This is a genomic window from Nostoc sp. JL31 (assembly GCF_017114965.1).
GTDB classification, from domain to species: domain Bacteria; phylum Cyanobacteriota; class Cyanobacteriia; order Cyanobacteriales; family Nostocaceae; genus Nostoc; species Nostoc punctiforme_A.
Window position 1 is genome coordinate 155,885 of sequence record NZ_JABXKO010000106.1, and the last position, 20,276, is coordinate 176,160.

At 42.5% G+C, this 20,276-nt stretch carries 12 protein-coding genes and 2 pseudogenes; 5 read left to right on the top strand and 9 right to left on the bottom strand.

Annotated features, from left to right (window positions below; all coding sequences use genetic code 11):
• Nucleotides 1-376: 376 nt before the first annotated feature.
• The 5 genes from HWQ43_RS26530 to HWQ43_RS26550 all read right to left on the bottom strand — a co-directional run bounded on the left by HWQ43_RS26530 (nucleotide 377) and on the right by HWQ43_RS26550 (nucleotide 11,262).
• Complete coding sequence (locus tag HWQ43_RS26530) at nucleotides 377-5,746, bottom strand: response regulator (RefSeq protein ID WP_292739219.1); 5,370 nt, start codon at nucleotides 5,744-5,746, stop codon at nucleotides 377-379.
• 98 nt (nucleotides 5,747-5,844) lie between these two features.
• Nucleotides 5,845-8,784, bottom strand: coding sequence for a methyl-accepting chemotaxis protein (locus HWQ43_RS26535; protein WP_292739303.1), 2,940 nt, complete (start codon nucleotides 8,782-8,784; stop codon nucleotides 5,845-5,847).
• Nucleotides 8,785-8,798: 14 nt separating this feature from the next.
• Nucleotides 8,799-9,329 (bottom strand): chemotaxis protein CheW, encoded by a 531-nt coding sequence (locus HWQ43_RS26540; protein WP_292739221.1) that lies wholly within the window; start codon nucleotides 9,327-9,329, stop codon nucleotides 8,799-8,801.
• Between the two features lie 13 nt (nucleotides 9,330-9,342).
• Nucleotides 9,343-9,708: a response regulator gene (locus HWQ43_RS26545; protein ID WP_069073698.1), complete on the bottom strand. Its 366-nt coding sequence runs from the start codon at nucleotides 9,706-9,708 to the stop codon at nucleotides 9,343-9,345.
• A 375-nt stretch (nucleotides 9,709-10,083) separates the two neighbouring features.
• Complete coding sequence (locus tag HWQ43_RS26550) at nucleotides 10,084-11,262, bottom strand: response regulator (protein ID WP_292739222.1); 1,179 nt, start codon at nucleotides 11,260-11,262, stop codon at nucleotides 10,084-10,086.
• 384 nt (nucleotides 11,263-11,646) lie between these two features.
• Here HWQ43_RS26550 and hmpF point away from each other — a divergent pair, with 384 nt between their 5' ends.
• Nucleotides 11,647-13,407: a pilus motility taxis protein HmpF gene (hmpF, locus tag HWQ43_RS26555; RefSeq protein WP_292739224.1), complete on the top strand. Its 1,761-nt coding sequence runs from the start codon at nucleotides 11,647-11,649 to the stop codon at nucleotides 13,405-13,407.
• Nucleotides 13,408-13,463: 56 nt separating this feature from the next.
• Here hmpF and HWQ43_RS26560 read toward each other — a convergent pair whose 3' ends face one another.
• The 4 genes from HWQ43_RS26560 to HWQ43_RS26575 form a co-directional block, all read right to left on the bottom strand.
• Entirely contained in the window at nucleotides 13,464-13,637 is a 174-nt protein-coding gene (locus tag HWQ43_RS26560; RefSeq protein ID WP_292739226.1) for a hypothetical protein, read from the bottom strand.
• A 90-nt stretch (nucleotides 13,638-13,727) separates the two neighbouring features.
• Complete coding sequence (locus HWQ43_RS26565) at nucleotides 13,728-13,865, bottom strand: hypothetical protein (protein WP_292739228.1); 138 nt, start codon at nucleotides 13,863-13,865, stop codon at nucleotides 13,728-13,730.
• Nucleotides 13,866-13,908: 43 nt separating this feature from the next.
• Nucleotides 13,909-14,925 carry a tRNA lysidine(34) synthetase TilS gene (gene tilS / locus HWQ43_RS26570; RefSeq protein ID WP_292739231.1) on the bottom strand — a complete coding sequence of 339 codons (1,017 nt, stop codon included), beginning with the start codon at nucleotides 14,923-14,925 and terminating at the stop codon, nucleotides 13,909-13,911.
• A 67-nt stretch (nucleotides 14,926-14,992) separates the two neighbouring features.
• On the bottom strand, nucleotides 14,993-15,334 hold the full coding sequence (locus HWQ43_RS26575) for a KGK domain-containing protein (protein ID WP_292739233.1): 342 nt from the start codon (nucleotides 15,332-15,334) through the stop codon (nucleotides 14,993-14,995).
• A 409-nt stretch (nucleotides 15,335-15,743) separates the two neighbouring features.
• On the opposite strand from HWQ43_RS26575, the pseudogene nrdJ (HWQ43_RS26580) reads away from it, so the two are divergent.
• The 4 genes and pseudogenes from nrdJ (HWQ43_RS26580) to HWQ43_RS26595 form a co-directional block, all read left to right on the top strand.
• Nucleotides 15,744-16,973, top strand: a pseudogene (gene nrdJ, locus HWQ43_RS26580) (ribonucleoside-triphosphate reductase, adenosylcobalamin-dependent); the annotation flags it as partial.
• A 285-nt stretch (nucleotides 16,974-17,258) separates the two neighbouring features.
• Nucleotides 17,259-18,332: pseudogene (nrdJ, locus tag HWQ43_RS26585) on the top strand (ribonucleoside-triphosphate reductase, adenosylcobalamin-dependent); the annotation flags it as partial.
• A 195-nt stretch (nucleotides 18,333-18,527) separates the two neighbouring features.
• Nucleotides 18,528-18,746, top strand: coding sequence for a hypothetical protein (locus HWQ43_RS26590; protein WP_292739235.1), 219 nt, complete (start codon nucleotides 18,528-18,530; stop codon nucleotides 18,744-18,746).
• A 270-nt stretch (nucleotides 18,747-19,016) separates the two neighbouring features.
• Nucleotides 19,017-20,207 (top strand): pyridoxal phosphate-dependent aminotransferase, encoded by a 1,191-nt coding sequence (locus tag HWQ43_RS26595; protein ID WP_292739237.1) that lies wholly within the window; start codon nucleotides 19,017-19,019, stop codon nucleotides 20,205-20,207.
• Nucleotides 20,208-20,276 lie beyond the last annotated feature (69 nt).

The following is a 20,276-nucleotide window of genomic DNA, read 5'->3' on the forward strand; positions in this document are numbered from 1 at the left end:
TCAAAGTGCTTCTTTACATACTACAAAGATAGACCTAAGACTTGGAGTATACATTCTAGGACTTACGCAAAATATCTCTCAAACTCCTATTTCTCCGTGTCGCGCCAGTTGCTTCTCCCAAGGGGAGACGCTGCGCGAACAAGTCGGGGAACCCGCCCAACGCACTGGCTTCTCTGTGCCTCTGTGGTTCGTTATTCCCTAACTCTTGCGTAAGTCCTACATTCTAATTTTCTCAAAAAGAAAGCCCCGTCAGAAGCCGGGGCAAATACGTGCTATTTTTCTTCATAGAACAATTGTACTACTGAAAGTTAGTATCAGCTTTAACTAAGGTAGAAGCGTGTAGAGTTTTCCCTAAAATCTAAATCTTTTGGTTGATTTAGTTAACGAGTTTCTCTCCTTTCAGCATCCGCGCCGCGGCTTCAAGTAGAGCTTCTTCGAGATAGGGCTTGGTAAAGTAGCCACTAGCACCGAGTTGAGCGGCAATTTGTCTGTGCTTGTCTGCACCACGCGAGGTGAGCATTGCGATCGGTAAATGGTTAAGGTTAGAGTCCTTCTGGATACGAGAGAGTAATTCCAGACCATCGCAACGGGGCATTTCAATATCACAAAATACGATATCGCAAGGTAGACCGGAGCGGAGTTTATCCCAAGCTTCCTGACCGTCACGCGCTTGTTCTACGCGATAACCGGCTTTGTTAAATGTCAGTGATAGTAATTCTCGGACTGTGATTGAGTCATCGACAATCAACACTGTCGGGTCAATCTTCGCCGGAGAGGTATCTGGAGGAGTGAGTTTCTGTTGCCAAGAATTGCCACCAGTTTGTGTAGAAATTCGTCCCTGGAAGATGTCAATTATTTCCAGTACGTCAGCAATGGGCATAATCCGACCATCACCCAGGACTGTAGCACCAGCTACACCAATGGGTTTAGGTGCTGGGCCTTCAAATTGCTTAATTACAATTTCTTGTTCGCTTAACACCAGGTCAATCTGTAGAGCAATCAGGGTATTTGCCGATCGCACCACAACCACAGAAACCATATCATCATCTCTGGTACCGCCATAGACATTACCGCGACTGATTTGGCGATTGAAGGTTAAAAGTTCCTTCAGAGGTCGGAATGGTAGCACCGTATCGCGCCAGGAAATAAATGATTGCCCATTGGCATCATGCTGAATATTTTTGACTGGAATATCCAGCGTATCTTCTACACCATCCATCGGGAAGGCGATTCTGGCGCGATCGGAGACGCAGCAGAGAGCTTTACAAATACTTAGAGTCAGTGGTAAACGAATCGTGAAGGTGGTTCCCTTACCGATCGCAGAATCGGTGTTAACTGTTCCCCGAATTTCGCTAATCTCGGAGCGCACTACGTCCATACCCACGCCACGACCAGAAATTTCATCGGCTTGGTCTTTAATCGTAAAACCAGACTGGAACAGTAGATCGTAGACTTCCAGACGAGACATCGCTTTTGCCTGCGCTTCTGTAATCATGCCAATCTTCACCGCCTTAGCCTTAACCCTGGCGGAATCGATACCTGCACCATCATCGCCTACAGATATGATCGTTTGGTTGCCTTGGTGGAAGGCACGGATAGTAATGATTCCTACAGGTGGTTTACCAGTAGCATGTCTCTCTTCTGGCGTTTCAATACCGTGAGCGATCGCATTATTCAACATGTGAGTCAGTGGATCGGTCAGATGATCCAAAATCATCTTGTCAATTAAGGTATCGCCACCTTCGATCACCAACTCTACTTGTTTGCCACACTTGATGGCGTTGTCGCGTACTCCTCGCCGCCAGCGATCGATAGTTTGAGCAAAAGGCACCATTCGCGCTCTAGTTAATCCCTCTTGTAGCTGGGTGGTTACTTGGCGGAACTGCCTGGCGACTCGTTCGGTTTCTTCGGTAACAAAATCAATGTCACTAGCCGACTCACGCACTCGTACAATGCGCTCAATCATCTGCTGTGAGAGTGTGTGGAAGGGAGTAAAACGATCCATTTCTAGCTCGCTAAAACCCCGATCGGCATTGGAATCAGGCGCTTGGAAGCCGCCGGTGTCTTTCTTTTTGCGTCCAGCTAACAGAGACGCTTCCAGTAGCGATCGCTCGTACAACTCCTGCATCCTTGCCCCTACATCCGAGAGTTGTTGTACCTGAATCAGCAAGTTATCTAATGACTGTCGCAGTCGTTCATGATCCTGCTCTAAGGTATTACGATTTACCACCAACTCCCCAACTAAATTACTCATATCGTCCAGTTGCTTCACTGGAACCTTCATCGTTTCTTCAAATCTCGCAGCCCGACGAGTAGAGGGACCATTAGTTTTGTTGGTGTTCGATTTTACTACAGTAGAATGGGATATTGTTTGATTCGCTTCTGCCAGCAACTTCTCTAAGTCACCAAATTCATCTTTTATGGCTGGTGATGGAATAGCATTTTTAGCTGAGACTGGTTGAGTGTTGAAGGGCTGGCGTTGGCGTAGCCCGTCGTAGACATCGCTGTTGTTATCTGTACTTAGCAAGTCTTCCAGGGCAGCAAAATCTACTTCTGGTATCTTCTTAACTTTAGGGATGGGCGCTACGTCCTCTCCTAATAATGCTGCCAAGTCTGCAAATTCATCTTCTTGAGCAACTATTTCAGTGGTTTCTGTAAACAATAAATTATTTTCAACAACTGTATTTTCTGTTAACTCAAAGGTAGTTTCTAAATTATTATTTTCCTCTGTCTCTAAAAGTTCTGGGCTTGTGTAGGCTGAATCTGAAGTTTCCCCAAAGCTGATGGTTTCTGATAGTTCATCCACATTATTCTCTGTGGTGTCCATCTGAATATAGGTCAAGTCATTTGTAGCGACATCTTCAAACAGCAGTTGCGGATTCTCATCGAAAGAGCCGAATAAATCACTTGGCTGTGCTTCAGATGATGCTGAATCTAAACTTTCTCCAAAGCTGATGGTTTCTGATAGTTCATCCACATTATTCTCTGTGGTGTCCATCTGAATATAGGTCAAGTCATTTGTAGCGACATCTTCAAACAGCAGTTGCGGATTCTCATCGAAAGAGCCGAATAAATCACTTGGCTGTGCTTCAGATGATGCTGAATCTAAACTTTCTCCAAAGCTGATGGTTTCTGATAGTTCATCCACATTATTCTCTGTGGTGTCCATCTGAATATAGGTCAAGTCATTTGTAGCGACATCTTCAAACAGCGGTTGCGGATTCTCATCGAAAGAGCCTAATAAATTAACTTCCAGATCAACAGCAGATATCTCTGGAGTCTGATTAGCAAATTCTGGAACAAAATCTAAAGATTCTGGTTGTTGCGGTCTGAGACTTTCTTCCCCAGGATGCTGTGCGAACAAAAGCGTTTCACTTGTGGAGGTATCGTTGATTACAGGAGAAATAGTTGAGCTACTTGATGTTAATTCATCAAATAAATTATCTCCAGAATCTGATGATAATATTAAATCTAGCTGTTCTTGATTCTGGAAATTAATATCAAAATCTTCTTCTATATCAAAACTGGCTATAGGAGAAGATATGGACTGCTGATTATCAGCAAAAATGTCATCAGCCGCCGCAGTAAACAGACTTTCATCTAACGCCCTCTCCACATTCTGCTCAATTAAGGAATCGAATTCGTCCTTTTCCTTTGTGGTTTCCTGGTTCCAGAAGTTGCTCAGATCATTTTCTGATTCAGAAAACTCAGGTTCTGTTACTGGAGGCGTATCAAATAAATCATTGATTTCTAGTTCACTTGTCGATAGTTGTGGCTGTTCTTCCATTTCAGCAAACAGGTTGTCTAAAGACAAGTCTGTTGGCTGGGGTAATTCCATGTAGTCACTAGGGGTAATTTCTTCTACCCAATTTGCATTTTTAGTTTCTAAGAATAAGTTATCAAAATTATTTTGTTGGTTGGTAGATAGTTCTACACTGGTGAACGGCTCAGTTTCTGGTTGAGTGATTTCGCCTGTTGGCAATAGTTTATCATCTAACCCCAGTGTCAATAAATCTTCAACTAAACTATTTTCGATAATCTCGCCAGGAGTCTGGTTTGTATCACTAGGAATATCAATAAATTCTTGTAAAATTTCGGAAGAGGATGAGTCTAAATTTATATCAAATTCGTTAATTTCGCTCAACTCTAGAGGCGTAGCAGATGTTTGTTGATTTTGCGGTTCTGAATTATCTTTTTCTAGGAAATGGTCGCCAAATAACAGGGATAAATCTTCTGTTGTCGCTGTGGTTGTTGGGTGTAGCGCGTTGCTTATATCTTCATTAAAGGAGAGTAAGTCAGATAAATCGTTATGAATGTCTTCAGCCTCAGTGCTGCTCAAATCAATTCCAAAATCATCAGTAGTAACAATATCTAAGGTTTCTTCTTGATGCCAGCTTTCATCTAGTTCGGGAGTCTCACCGTCAAATAAATCGGCAAGGGTATTTAACTCAGCTATTCCTACTTCTGGCCCACTGGAGTCAAGATTGTTACTGATTGGATGTGCTTCGTCATGTGTGATGAAAGTCAGACTAGTATTTCTACTTTCATTTAGTGGTGTTCCTTGTAACTGAAGGGAGGGGCGATCGCCTTTGACGTTGGCGTAGCCAGACGCTTGTGGACTCGCTAACGCTGCGCGATCGCTGCTATCTTTGTCTAGATTCAGTTCTTCAGTTGTCTGGGCTAACGGCTCGGTGTTACCAGATAGAATTGACTCTGATTCTGTGAAAGCCGCAGACTGTTCATCAAACAAACCAGGGGTAACTTCTAATAACTCAAGTTCTGCAAAGCTCAAAAGTGCTTCTAGTTGCTGACTAATTGTAATTTCGGCTTCTCTACCTTTCAGGACTAATTCTTGAGCTTGTTTGATTTCGGTAATGACAATTTTAGCTAAAGTCAGATAAGTATTTTCGGGATTGCCGATCGCACTGGCTGCTGCTTGACATAAACCACACCATTTGCACAAATTCCAAGTTTCACCAAGTTTGACTAACTGGTGACAGCATTGCTGGAGGTTTTGCCGAGTTGAAGATGTTGTAGTTTGCTTAAATAATTGCAACATTTCCCGCAGTGTTTGCAGCACTTGGGCTTGAAACTCGCTCCAGTTATTATTTTCTTTAGCGGTGACTGGGGATAGCGCAGCGTTAGCGAGTCCGCGAGCGTCTAGTGCCTCTTGGGGTGCTACCGAGTTTGGAGATTCCTGATGGGTGTCTTCTACCAGATCGGGAATATCTCGCCGCATGAAAATTTCTGTAAGTGTGGAGACATTCTCTATAGAGGTTGTAAGTTCTGTTGCGTCAGAACTGCTGCCTACTCCACTCTTTGCTTGTTCTACAAGTAGTGCCAGATGCTGATACAGCCATTGAAAGACTGGCTCAGTTTCTGACATCAAAGTATTAGCTGCATCTTCAGAAAGACCATAAGGCCCACTCAAATGCTCTAACAGGGATTTTAGGGTATCAGAGACACCAAGAAATAAAGACTCTAGCTTTTGGTCAATCTGAACCGGATTATCTTTGAGAATTTTGAAACAATCTTCCAGACGGTGGGAGGTATGCTGGATGCTAGTCAATCCAAGCATCGCCGCTCCTCCTTTGATGGAGTGAGCAGCCCGGAAGACCTCACTGATCATTTCCGGGTCGTTCAGAGTACCCTCTAAATTCAGCAAGCCTTGCTCAATGGTATTCAGGTGATCCCTGGCTTCTTCGATAAAGTAACCCAAAATCCGCTGTTGTTGTTCCGGCAGCATAGTTTTTTAGTCAAGAGTCATTAGTCATTAGTTATTAGTCATTAGTCATTGGTCATTGGTCATTAGCAAATAACAAAGAACAAAGGACAAATGACAATTTATCTGGTTTCCATAGTTTCTACTCGGAAACGTTCAACGGAGGCGATCAAGTCACGGGATACACCTACTAAGTGTTGTAGAGCTCCTGAGACTCGCTGTGCTTCTTGGGAAGTTTCTTGCGCGGTCAGTTCTACTGATTGCATTACATGAGCGACGGCGCGGGAGGTTTCCGTTTGTTCCACAGTGTCGCTGGTAATGGAGCGCACAAGAATATCAATGCGATTCGCCACTTGAATAATATTTTCGAGCGATCGCTTGGCTTCTTCTGCCAATTTTGTCCCTTTAATTACTTGTTGTGTGCCTTCTTCCATCGCGGTCATTACTGAGCCTGTTTCGCTTTGGATTTGCATCACAATTTGTTCAATTTCCTTGAGGGATTTAGCAGATTTATCTGCTAACTGGCGCACTTCATCTGCAACGATCGCAAACCCGCGTCCAGCTTCTCCGGCTCTTGCCGCCTCAATACTAGCATTGAGTGCCAGTAAGTTTGTTCTGGAAGCAATTTGAGAAATCAACGCCACAATTTTAGAAATTTCTTGGGAAGATTCCGCCAACCGCTTCACTTTGCGAGTGGTTTCGGCAACGGTTTCTCGAATTTCTAAAATCCCTGCTACGGTATTTTCTACTGCTTCTCCACCCTTGATAGCGATCGTACTAGCATCGCGGGCGACGGTTTCGGCTTCTCGCGCCGCCTCTGCTACCCGATGAATCGAGTCGGTCATCACCTGTACAGAATTCAGCGTTACCGCTAACTCTTCTGCTTGGCGCAAAGCGTCACTAGATAAGGCTCTCGCAAAGGTTTCAGAGTTGGTTGCACCTTTTGTTACATCTTTCGCGGCGACTTTTACCTGTTGAACGATATCCCGCAGGTTTTGAATTGTCAGGTTAAAGGCGTCAGCTACGGCTCCCAGTACGTCAGCTGTCACTTCCGCTTGAACTGTTAAATCGCCTCTAGCAGCTCCTTCCACATCATCCAAGAGACGAATCACCTGACGTTGTAGGTTTTCTTTGGCTTCCTCTTGTTCATCGGCTTTGCGTTGGGCTTCACTTGTGGTTGTGAAAATTACCCGCGCCATTTCATTAAAGCCAGTGGATAAATGCCCCAATTCATCTTCGGAATATACTGTGGCTTGAGCATTCAGATTTCCTTGACGTACAGCCTCAAACTGGGCTTGGAGGTCATCAGTTGTGCGCCGAATTTGTTTAAGCGCCAGATTCCCCATGAAGCCTGCGGTAGCAAAACCTGCAATCCCTGCTGCTAGTGACATTGCCCAACCTGTGTTTCTTACTGATTCTCGTTGTTGGGGTGGCGAAAATGTGGTGGCGACAAAGCTAACTGTAGCTACAACCAGCGCTGAGACAATGCCCACACTTCCAGCAATTAGCCATTGTTTGCGTTCGATGGAGGCATTTTCTAATGGTGCTAACCATCCCTGCTCGATGCTGACGTTGGGTTCTAGTTTCGAGATATCTGTTTGGCTAAAGACTGGAACGGCTTCATGGGAACCAGTCATTGAGAATAGTTCCTCTTCGCGATCGGCTGAATTACTTGCAAAAGCCTCCGCTACTTGAGGGCGTCCAGTGTCACTAGTTGCTGATGGAGCAGAAGGCATTGCTGCATTACCAAAGTTAGAATCTCCTTCGAGCAGGTCAAACCCCGGAATATTGCCTAAATCGTCAAATTCCTCAAAGTCATCTAAAAATTCGATATTACTCTTAGAATTTTCTCCATTTAGTATAGTGCTTGAGTTTTCATAAGAGTTTAAACCCTCTGAGCCGAAGGCAGACTCAAATGCTTCCATATCAAAATTTTCATCGTCATCGAAGCTATTTTTACCGATGAATTCACCTGATTTAAACTGCTTTTCTTTCCGAGGCAAATTACTATTAAAAGATGAGCTATTATTAGGTAAACTCGTCTGGGAATTTGATTCTGCCTCCACTTGTTCTGGTGTTAACCAGTTATGTGATTCGGTTTCAGAAAAGTTATCTTTACTGCCATATTCCAATTTATTTGTTGTTGGCGAATCATTTCTCAGTTCTTCTGCAACAATCAGTAAAGTTTCGTCTTCAAAACTAGATTTTTTATATTCTAAACTTCCCATACTCTGCTCTGGAGACTTTGGCTCACTGAACGAATCAGGGAAATTATTCTCGTTATTACCAGTTTGTGAATGAGAAGATGAAGAGTTATTATTGTCAATAGCTGAATTTCCGTGAGGAGAATTTATCCCATTATCTGAGAATTGACTATTTGCTAATGATTCTTCGGAAATATCTTCTGAGATACCTTCCTGCCAAAAAGCAGGCAACTCTAATTCTGTGTTCTCCTCCCAGCTTTTATTTGACTCTTCTTCCTGCGATTCTTCATTCATGGCAAAAGGATCATCACCAAAAGCCATAGAATAATCTGATATTTTTTCTGTTCCAATACTATCTTCTGTGGGCAGATCAAATGGACTTTTTGAAGATGTATCTTCAACGCCATTCATACTTTCTTGCTGCTCTACAAAAAAGTTTAAATCAAGGTTATCGCTGTCAAAGTCCTCATTAGCAACCAAATTTTCTAATTCTGGTTCGCTATATGCAAGTACGTCAGATATCTCTGAGGAATTTATTTGTTCTTGACTTTCTGATGTATCAATCTGCCCACCGAATGACTGTAAATATTGATTGATATTTTCAATTCCATTATTGGCAAAAGCAATAATTTCTTGATCGTTAGTCAAGCCTAACACCTGTTGATATTCTTCTTTTGCTACATCGTACTGCTGTAAAACATAGTAGATGTGACCCCGCAATAAATGGGTATTGGGGTCATCTGGTAAATTTTGCACCACTTGATCAACTAAAGTGGCCGCAACCTCATAATTTCTTTGAACATAGGCGGTCATCGCCTGTTGATATGTTGGCTCGTAATTATCAATACTTGCTGCCATTTCCTCCTCCAATTTCATCCTGCCCACCTAGCACTTCGTACAATTGCCATTTGATCGAGCAGTCGTAGACACTGATTCTTTTTAGCACCTAATGACCACTCTCCACGTAAAAAGGGAGCCATAGTATCTGGAACACTAGTTGGTGGCATAAGATTTTGGACATCCAACCAGTCCATACCACCGATTTCCTCTACTGCTAAACCCACTATTGTGTCTTGCTCTTCAATGGCAATCACCGAAATTTCAGCTCTATCCGTGTTTAATGCACCTGCTTCCCCCAGAAATTGACCCAAGTCGGCCACCCAAATAACTCGACCTCGTAAATTTAGAGTACCCAAAAGTAAAGGAGAAGCATTAGGAATCGGGGTGATTCTATCAGGACTTAGTTCAATTACCTCTCGGATGCCAGTTGCTTGTAGTGCAAACTCCTGATGCGAGGGAATGTAAAACCTCAAATGTAACTCACCTTCAGGACTTTCTACTTGTAATTCTGGTCGAAAGTGGTCTTGACCGCTGCCACTTAAAAAGTCCGGTTTGCTGACCATGTTGTTTTTATCCTTATCCTCGCAGCAGTTGTTTGACTGTTCCTACCAACTCGGTTGGTTGAAACGGTTTGGCTATGTAAGCGTCTGCACCCTGCTTCATACCCCAATAGCGATCAAATTCTTCGCCTTTGGAAGAACACATAACCACTGGGACATTTTGGGTTTTTGGATCGGATTTTAACCGCCGACAAACTTCGTAGCCGTTCATTCTGGGCATGACAATATCTAATACCACTAAATCTGGAGGTGCTATTTGAATTGCCTCTAACGCTTCTAATCCATCACTAGCATGGGTAACTGTTAGGCCAGTTGCTTTCAGGAGGTCTGTAATCATCTCCCTTTGCGCTATACTGTCTTCCACAATTAGAACTGTGCTCATAAGTGTCTATTTACCTCCTGATTTAGACGTTCCTAATTGGAACATTCCCTGATTCCTCCGCAAGTATTAACTGTATAAATTAATTTTATGTCTTCACTATTTTCCCGGAGATTGACGTTTCACTCAGTTAACTGACTCTGTGATAACATCTTTTAACTCATCTTTTAGTAGATCAACAAATCTTTGATCTCTTTATATGCCCCATGATGAGAGGGATGAGGGAGAAATCAATTCAAAATTCAAAATGACGCTCTCTACGAGACGCTAAAAGCGAACGCGGACTCGCTAACGCTGCGCTAACAAAATTCAAAATTAAAGAACTCCTGTCTCCTGCCTCTTCTCCATGCCCAATGTCCAATGCCCAATGCCCAATTTTCATTGGTTGTTGATATATTTTTCTACGAGCATCAGTAATTCAGTGTCTGTAAACGGTTTTGTCAAATAATCTGTTGCCCCGACCATCCTAGCTTTGACTCTATCCATAAACCCATCTTTCCCAGTAAGCATAATAATCGGCGTGAGCCGAAATGCTGTTGAATGTCGCAGCATGGCACAAACCTCGTATCCTTCCAATTCCGACATAGCAATGTCGCATAAAATTAAATCCGGTTTGAGTTGAAAAACCAGACTCAGTGCCTCTAAAGGATTGGTGAGAGCGATCGCTTCATAACCTTGTGGTTGTAAGATGGAATTTATAGTCTCACCGATGGCGATCGCATCGTCAATACATACTATCCGCCCCATCGGTTTTTCTTTCAATTCCCAGCTATCCGTGTGTGTATCTGGGTGATTAGTCTCTGAATATACTAGTTGTAGCCAACTTTGTTGCACATAAGGGTATATTGCCTTAGCGACTGTCAAAATGTCTCGGTTGAGATGGCGAGCTAGTTGTCGCAAGGATGTTTTACCATCAGCCCAATGTTGTAGCTTATTCACGGTTGCTTCTGGTAAAGAAGATTGTAGCTGAACTTTGTCAGATAACACTGGCAATTGCTCTGGAGACTGAATGTGTGGATAGAATTGCTTCCACTGTTGCAGCTGCTTGGTGATTTTTGTCACCAATGGAGCAATCTCATAAGTGTTTAATTGCGGGGCAAGTGCTGCACCCTGATGGAAAATGAAGTTACCTTGGCGTAAACTCAGCAAATCAAAGAGAGTTTCATGCACCAAACCGTAAATGATACTACCAGCTATCTTTGGGTTGATAATATTCCGCTCCAAGAGTGCCCAAAGATAGGCATATTCTGGTGCATCGGTTGGTGGTAGGGAGGCAATTTGTTTGTCGGTGAGTCGCATCTCAACTCGATAATGACGTAAATAATCGCTAATTCTGGATAAACTACTCTCGCCTTCTTGGCAATAGATAATTTGTCCATTAAGGAAAAAAACGAACCAAGACTGTTGTTTAGGGCGATAAATGTTTACTCCATCTCCACCCAGTTTGTTGTTATGGTGAGAGCTATAAGCTTCCACCCATAGTTGCCCAGTTCGCTGTCCCAATTCAATCAATTGCAGGATACTGCAAATATCAATTTCATTTAAATTTCCCTGCATTTAGCTAAAAAGTACTCCTTAAGTATTGCTGAATTGTGAATCGTGAATTATGACTTATTCTTTAAGTATTGATTATGGAGTATTGAAAAGATTTTTACTCTATTCTGATTGTCATTAGGGAATACATTAAGCTATAAACCTTCATCTTTCGTAATACACTTTGACAAAGCTAGTGTTAACACGGAAGTCATCATCACTGTCATCAGTACAGAATATAAAGGCGCGATCAGATCGCTTGTATAAGTATCAAGACGTAACATCTTGCGTCTATAGTTTTGTCTGTCTTGTTCTGCTAAACCAAGGTTTAGTGAGACAAGTTAACAGAATTATTTAAGGTATATCTCAAAACACGAACTTTAAGTGCATCAATAAAGGACTAACGGTGTGCTGTATTTAGCAGAAGTACAAAAACAGAAAGGTGGTTTACTCAGTGGCGGTGGCAAAACCGAACTGAAACTGCTAGCTTGTCAGCGAACTGACCAGAATTGGAGTACTGTGTCGGAAGAGGTGATTGCCGCTGAGGACGCAAGCAAATTAAATGATGGCGCTTTGGTATTGGTTGAACTCAATCCCAATCGTCAAGTGCAGCGGATTCAAGAAGCAGGGCGTCCACTTGTCAACATTTTGCAGAATTTTTCCCGCCAGTTGGAGAAATTTAAGCTCAAGGAAGATGAGATCGATCAGTGGAAACAGTCACTCACATTTCAGGCGCAAGAGTTGAATCGCCGTGAAATGGACATGGAGGTACGAGCAGAACAGTTGCAGCAATTGGAGGATGAGGTACAACATCTAGAGGAGCAAAAACAGGAAGTTGACACCTCCCGCCAGGAAATTGAACGATTACAAGGAGAAATTGAGCGCAACCGCCAAGAGTTGGAAGGCGCTTGGGAGCATTTACGGGGTGAGCAGCGTCGCCTGGAAGAACGCCAAGCGGATTTTCAACAAGGGACGGTTTTGGATGAGGAGCAAAGTCGAGTAATGAGTGAGTTACTCGATCGCTTGTCTAGTCGTGTTACTCCTACGGAAAAAGTTAGAGAACACCTGCATCTAGCCTTTGAATTAGTCGAAAAGCAGCAAGCGACTCTTACCCCACACTGGCAAAAACTGGAGGAGCATAAAAGTGCGATCGCACAACAGCAAGAAGAAGTTGAGCGTTTATCACAAACTTTTAGCGATCGCCAAAATGCGTGTCAAGAAGCGCAAAATTCTCTAGTTCAGCAAACAGCACAATTGCAAATAAATACAGCAGACCTTACCAGTAAGCAAGAGTATTCTCGGCTCGTCAAAGAGCAGTTACGAAATGCCGAAGAGTTATATCAACAGATTCACTCTTTAGCTGCAACATCTAGTGACGTAGTTCTCGGCAAGCAAGCTGATGTTGAGGCTTTGGATAAAATGCCTTTAGAAGAACTACAAAAGATAGTCCAAGACTTGCAGCATAAGTTAGAAATTGATGCTAGCTTTGTTCACGATCAAGAACAAGAACTGAAATATAAACAAGAAGCTATAGAAGAACTCCAAACTAAATTAAATCAAGCATCTGACCATGACCACATCAATTTGGAACTAGAACTAACTGATGAAAAAGACCTTTATCAGATGCTAAATTCCAGTCTGGTGGGACAACGCCGCAATATGCTACAGCACCAGAAGTTTCTCAAACAACATCAAGCTGTACTGCTACGGCGGCAAGGACATAATGTTACTGAAGAAGAAAGTAACAACAAAATTAATTTAGAACCGATTCTGTTACAAATTGAAACCCAGCGACAACAATATTCACAGGAAATCCAAAAGCTGGAACGTGAAATTGAGCAGATTCGTTCTGGTGTTGAGCTAAATCAGGGAATGATTGACAATCAAACTCACGATCTAGATGAAAAGCGCCAAGAACTGAAAGCGATCGAGAAAAATTTGCTATCTTTACGAAGAACAACTGCTGAATTATCTGGTCAAGTGAATCTTTATCAAGAAGCACTACAACCAATTCAAGATTCTCTAGATGGATTACGGCAAAAGCTGCAAGGAATTGCAGAATCTTTGGATCAATTTGAGGAAACTGGTGATTATCAAGTCCAAGCGATCGCTCAGTTGCGTCATACTCTCCAGAGTTTAATGCCTCAGCCAGTATTACTAACGTCTTAACAAGTTTTGGGGCTTTAGCTAGGCTAAAGCCCAAGTACGAACTACTAGTTTAGTTATTACTCTATAAATAAACTAGATTCTACATGAAAAAACTCTCCCAGTTTCCGAGCTTGTTCTGTATTTATCTTCTCTTGTTCATTTAAAATATTATCAACCAAATTTTCTGTCCCTAAAACTGATACTAAATCATCTCTACTTCTCTCAGATTCTTCTAAAAGAAATAACAACATAGACGTAAGATTATTTTGCTGGCTTGGCTGATAATATTCTTGTTCAAACTTTTCAATTAAAGTAATTAATAACTGATAAAATTCCTCTTCCTATGGGGTGCGTTCCCGGTGCATTAAATCTCCTACTATCCCTAACGCTTGCTCGTTTTCAGCTTGACTTTTTATAAGTTTGGGAAGATACGCTGTTAATAATTCCTTGTATTTGTCTGGATTAAAAGTAAGGGTCATTTTTCCAATTCTTTTTATCATATTCTGTAAAGCCTTTAAATAACTATTTCAAACAGATCCAGTCGCCTTCTACTTGAGCGATCGCACCACCAGGAAATGGATCGGTTTGCGATCGGTTGGGCGCTATAATTAAAGCCGTTAATTTTTCAATATGTTCAAAACTAGGGGCATCAGTCAGTATTTGCTGCAATACCTGACGCATCACGCGACGTTGCAACGCCAGTGGTGCTTTCTGCAATACCCGACGATTTAACCGTAAAGGAAGAAGAGAAGTAAGAGAATCTTCTTCATGCCCAATGCCCCATGCCCAATGCCCCATGCCCAATGCCTCATCCCGCAACTCCTGGGCAGCTTTTTCTAAATATTCCACTTCTGCTTGTAAAAGTTCTGCTGTTTGGGCTAAGGCTGATTCTACTTGGGGGTTGAAATTATTTTGCAAATATGGTATTAATTCTTGGCGAATACGATTGCGGGCATATTGCAAATCTTGATTGGTGGAATCTTCCCACATAGGTAATTTAAGTTCTTGACAAAATTGCGCTGTTTGTATTCGAGTAATTTCTAAAAGTGGACGCACTAACACAATGCCTGTAGTTAGAGGCCGTTGCCAAGTCAAGGCTTGTAAACCATCAGCACCAGTACCGCGAATTAAATTGTAGAGGAGAGTTTCGGCGCGATCGCTGGCGGTGTGTCCTGTAACTATATATTGATAATTATTTGCTTGTGCGATCGCACTTAAAGCTTGATAGCGCCAATCGCGTGCAGCAGCTTCACTATTTATCGGTTTGTTCGCTGTCTCTAAATAAAAAGATATATCCCAAGTTTTCGCTAAGTTTTCGACGTGGTTAGCATTAGCTTCGGAGTCAGAACGCCAGCGATGATCGCAGTGAGCAATACCTAAATACCATTCCCATTTGGATTGTAAATCTAAAAGTAATTTTATTAAACACAGAGAATCTTGTCCGCCGGAAACAGCGATTAATAGCCGCTGGTTGCGCTCAAATAAGTGGCGCGATCGGATGGTGCGATGAATTTTTGCATGTAGGGGAGTCCATACCATTTTATTTTTTTCAGCACACACAGACACAGATAATTTTATATTATATCTGTGTATATCAACTTGGGTATTAGTTTTTACCTTCCTTTAGTTGCTGCCGAAGGTCGTCAAGGGGAGAGTTTTCGTGTTTGATGTCTAATCGATTATCTTCGATTTCAGTTTCGTCAGGGCAGAATTCTAGGCGTACTCTAATTTTACCTGTCCGCCATTGTTGACTGGGTATTAAAACACAACATTCAAATCCTTCTCCAAATACTCTTGATCCTGATGATGTACAGTGTTCTGCCCAAATTTTTTTGATTTCCTTGAATAACTGAAACACTATTTGAGTGCGGGGTAAATTTTCAAATGCTTCTTGATGAAAATGCACAACATCATCATCAGGATTTAAAGGTTCCCATTCATCATTCATAATCAATTTCCTGTAACTAAATTTATAGTTCCCAAGAGATTGAAGTTAATTGTTTGGATTTGACTGACAGCCGCAACTTATTTAACTATCACTGCTAGTTGCGGGAAACTAATGAAGAGTCCTGAGTACAGTTAGCGGTAGCGGAGCGTTGAGCCATTGCTGAGTAGCGATCATCACTATGAAGATGGTGTAACAGAAATAATTTACTTAAAGGAGATAGTGCTAATTAAAACTTAGTATCTATCTCTTACCCAAGGGTAGGGGACATTATACATCATAAATTTCTGTTGTAATTAGTGCCGAGTAGAGCTAGCGTAAAGTGGACAATTTGACAATCTTTAATACTCAAACTACTTGGCGTATAGTCATAATCTGTCCGCACGCAAGAAGAACGCAAGATACTTAATATATGGTTCAGAATCTCGAAAGAACACGCCAGAGTGCAAGGTTTCCAGAAACTGCACCGGCTGCTAATCCCGTATTTTTTAGAACTTATAGCCGCCGTACAAAGGCGGGACTTAGGGAAACATGGGATGAGGTATGCGATCGCACTATACTCGGCTTAGTCGAGTTGGGAAAGCTAACTCAAGAAGAAGCTGCCACATTGGATAAGATGCAGCGTAACTTGAAAGCTATGCCTAGTGGGCGCTGGCTATGGGTTGGTGGCACAGACTGGATAACCAAGCCAAAGAACTTTTCCGGGGCATATAATTGCACCTCTACCAATCTCGAAGACTGGAGTGCCTTCGGCTTAATGATGGATTTGGCAATGATGGGCTGTGGTACTGGAGCTGTCCTAGAACCACAATTTATTAACCAGTTGCCTCCGATTCGTAATCAACTGAATGTCACTGTCCAAGGTGAAATTGGCAGCACTCCTGTCCAACAGCGACGTGAATATACTGAAACTCATATAGAAGGCAATAACGTCACTATTCACGTTGGAGATAGCCGTGAAGGTTGGGTTGAATCATATCAAGCCTTATTAGAACTCTCTACTGATGAACAATTTTCAGCAGAAGTTGAAGTATTAGTTGATATCAGCGATGTCCGAAAAGCAGGAGAAACTCTCAACGGCTTTGGAGGAGTTGCAAATCCTGTGAAATTGCCCGGACTTTATCAGCGTTGTGCTTTCATCCTGAGTAAAGCTGTAGGACGACAATTAAATTCAGTTGAATGCTGTCTGTTAATCGATCAAGGTGCGGTAACAATTGTTGCTGGAAATATACGCAGAAGTGCGGGGATGCGTCAGTTTGATTCTGGCGATAACCTAGCAGCCACCGCCAAAGATAATTTATGGCAGCAAGATGAAAATGGCAACTGGCGAATTGATCCAGAGCGTGATGCACTCAGGATGGCAAACCATACGAGAGTTTTTCACCGCAAGCCAACCTTAGAAGAATGTCTTGATGCTGTTCGCAAACAGTATTATAGCGGCGAGGGAGCGATTCAATGGGCTGGTGAAGCCGTAGCGCGATCAAACATTGATTTGCTGCCAACACAGGCTTTGAAAGTTGAGTTTTTACAAGCTTATGAACAAGGAACAGCAAAACAGTGGTTAGAAGAACGTTATTCAAATCTTGATGCTAATGAGTTAGAACATCGTTTAGCTCGCTATGGGCTAAATCCGTGTGGTAAGTGATTTTGCCTCACGTTAAAAACCTCGCAAAAACGGGGAAAGCTGAGATGCTAATCCCGTGGTAATCAAAGAAATTAAAAAGTCTTTGACACCGTACAGCGTAGAGAGTGAAACTAGATGACATCAGAAATTTGTGTCTAGAATATAATCTCTCCAAGAGTGCGGGGGCGGATGTGAAAAACTCTTTTATTATCTGAAGTCACATCTGCAAAATGTACGCGGAGCTACTGCAAATAATCAAGCAGTAGAACTAGGGGATAAAAAGCCTCTAGGGTAACAAATATGGAAATCATCGGTAGTAACTTCCACTGCAATTTGTCTGAGGTTCACCTTAATCAAATCGACCCACATAATTACAAAGAACAGGAGGAAGCTTTCACTGCTGGGGCGTTATCTGTAGCAGCACTTTTAAATCACAAATTCCTTGAACCACGCTATCAATACAGCCGTGAATTAGACCCAATTGTGGGAGTTTCTTTTACAGGTTTATTTGATTTCTTTGTCCATGCTTTTGGTGTTAATTGGCTACGCTGGTGGGAAGCAGGAAGACCAGCAACTCCACAAGGATTAGCTTTCAAGCGTGAGGAAGAAAAATATCTAAGTTCCTGGAGAGATATTGTACATCGTGTAGTTTGGGATTATTGCGATCGCCACAATCTTAAGCGTCCAAATCGTTGTACCACAGTCCAACCCAGTGGTACTAAGGCTTTATTAACTAATGCTAGTTCAGGATGGCATCCCCCGAAAGCCCAAAGATTCATTCGTCGGATCACCTTCGGTAAAAATGACCCAGTAGCTTTAGCTTGTATTGACTATGGTTACAACGTCATTCCCTCTCAATCAGACAAAGACGAGCAAGGCAATTTGCTTAACGATCCCTTTGATCCACGGGTGAGTGAATGGCTAGTGGAAATCCCTGTTTCTGTAACTTGGGCTGATTTACCTGGGGCTGATGAAATTGATGTTTCTAAGTTTTCAGTCTTAGCCCAATTTGATTTTGTCCTCCAGGTTCAACGTTGGTACGTTACTCACAACACATCAGCAACTTTAGAACTTCGCTCTGATGAAATCGAACCTTTAGGACAACGGATCTACGAAACTATCCAGAATGATGAAGGATATATTTCAGCTGCTCTTTTAGCCCGTTTTGACGATTTGCAATCATTCCCACGTTTGCCGTTTGAACCAATAGACAAATCAACCTATAACCGCTTGAATCAAGAGGTGAAAGCACGACGCAAAACAGATGATTTCTGTGCAGTACTAAGCCGCTACGATTTAGGCGAAATGACAGAGGCTGGCCCTAGTGGTTGTGATTCTGATAAGTGTATGTTTCCCGATCAACAACCAACCTCATAAGGTGAAGTGGCTGGGGAGTAGGGAATGGGTAGCAGGGGAGATAAGGTGAGACAAGAGGTGAGAACTTGCAACAAGTCTTTCCCCTTGTTCCCAATTCTCCTTGTCCCCTTGTCCTCTTCCCCATATCCAATGCCGTAACACGTTACGATCAATTAAGAAGTAATAATTTTTTACGGCAGTGCCAGGAGTCTTTTTATGTTCATTGATGAATTGTCACCTATATTCAGAGAATTTACTCGGCATCCAGTCTCATTTGTGGGTGGGTTTTTCTCTGGTGTGCTTCGGCTTAATCTTGCTGATGATCCGGTTAAAAGCTGGCTGGATAAACAGATCCGCTCAAATAGTTACATTAGTAACACAACGGATGCACATAACGGCAAAGCCACTGGTCCTCAGCAGATTTCTATTGACTAAAAACACCAACGATATCTAGTTAAATTTACTACAAAATAGGGAGTCAGTGCCGCCGTCGGCAGCACTGACTCCTAATTTTCTACAATAATTATTTTATTTTTTGGAAGTTACTTACTGGTTGATTGGCACTCTAAGCATGAGCGCACCCACTCGGTCTGGCGTAGGGCCGGGCTTGATCAATTGTTAAAGGTAGGTAACTTCCACCGTGCTGTACTAGTTGGTTGTTCACCTATTAAGAGATACTAAAGGCAGGTATATAGGCAAGAAAATATGGAATCCCTAACCTCTCGTATGCAGGCGGTGCAATCGCCAATTATTCCTGTGGTTGGGGAACTGATTAAAAACTCTCCTGGAACCATTTCTCTAGGACAAGGTGTTGTTTCTTACAACCCACCAGATGAAGCAATAGAATTTTTAGCCAAATTCTTAGCCGAACCCGCAAATAATTTATACAAATCAGTTGAGGGAATTCCCCCTTTACTGACAGCACTGGCGGGACAATTACAAGCCTTCAACGGGATTGAAATCAACGGGGAAAACTGCATCGTTGTGACAGCAGGGAGCAATATGGGATTTATGAATGCCATTCTTGCTATCACTAACCCAGGCGACGAAATTATTCTGAATACACCCTACTATTTCAACCACGAAATGGCGATCGCAATGGCTGGTTGTCGTCCGGTATTAGTGGCGACGGATGAAAATTACCAACTGCGCCCAGAAGCGATCGCTCAAGCAATTACTCCTAAAACACGGGCTGTGGTGACGATTTCACCAAATAATCCCACTGGAGTTGTCTATTCTGAAGCCGCATTGCGCCAAGTAAATCAAATTTGTGGGACTGCTAATATTTACCACATCAGCGATGAAGCATATCAATACTTTACCTATAACGGTGTCAAACACGTTTCGCCTGGTTCATTTGACAATAGTAGCGAGTACACCATTTCTCTTTATAGCTTTTCCAAAGCATACGGTTTTGCGAGTTGGCGCATTGGCTACATGGTGATTCCCAAACATTTACTTGTCGCCGTTAAAAAAGTCCAGGATACAATTTTGATTTGTCCGCCAGTCATTTCTCAATATGCAGCTTTAGGGGCATTACAGGCAAAAGATGAGTATCTGAAGAGTCATATAGGAGCGTTGGCGCAGCCCGCCGTAGGCATCGCTCAAGTACGCCAACTAGTATTAGACTCCCTTAATCGTCTACAAGGCTTATGTAGTATTATTCCTGCCAATGGCGCTTTCTATTTTTTCCTCAAAGTTCATACCCAGATGAATGCTTTTGAGTTAGTCAAAAGACTGATCCAGGAACATAAAGTAGCAGTTATTCCAGGTACAACCTTTGGCATGGATGACGGATGCTATCTACGTATTGCCTATGGGGCGCTGCAAAAGGAGACGGCAAAAGAAGGTATAGAAAGATTAGTGCAAGGTTTGGAAACTATAGTTAGGAGTTAGAAGTCATTCAATTCCGGCCTCCTTCAAGAAGACGTTAAGCTGTGTTAGCCTACCTAGCCCACAATCCCA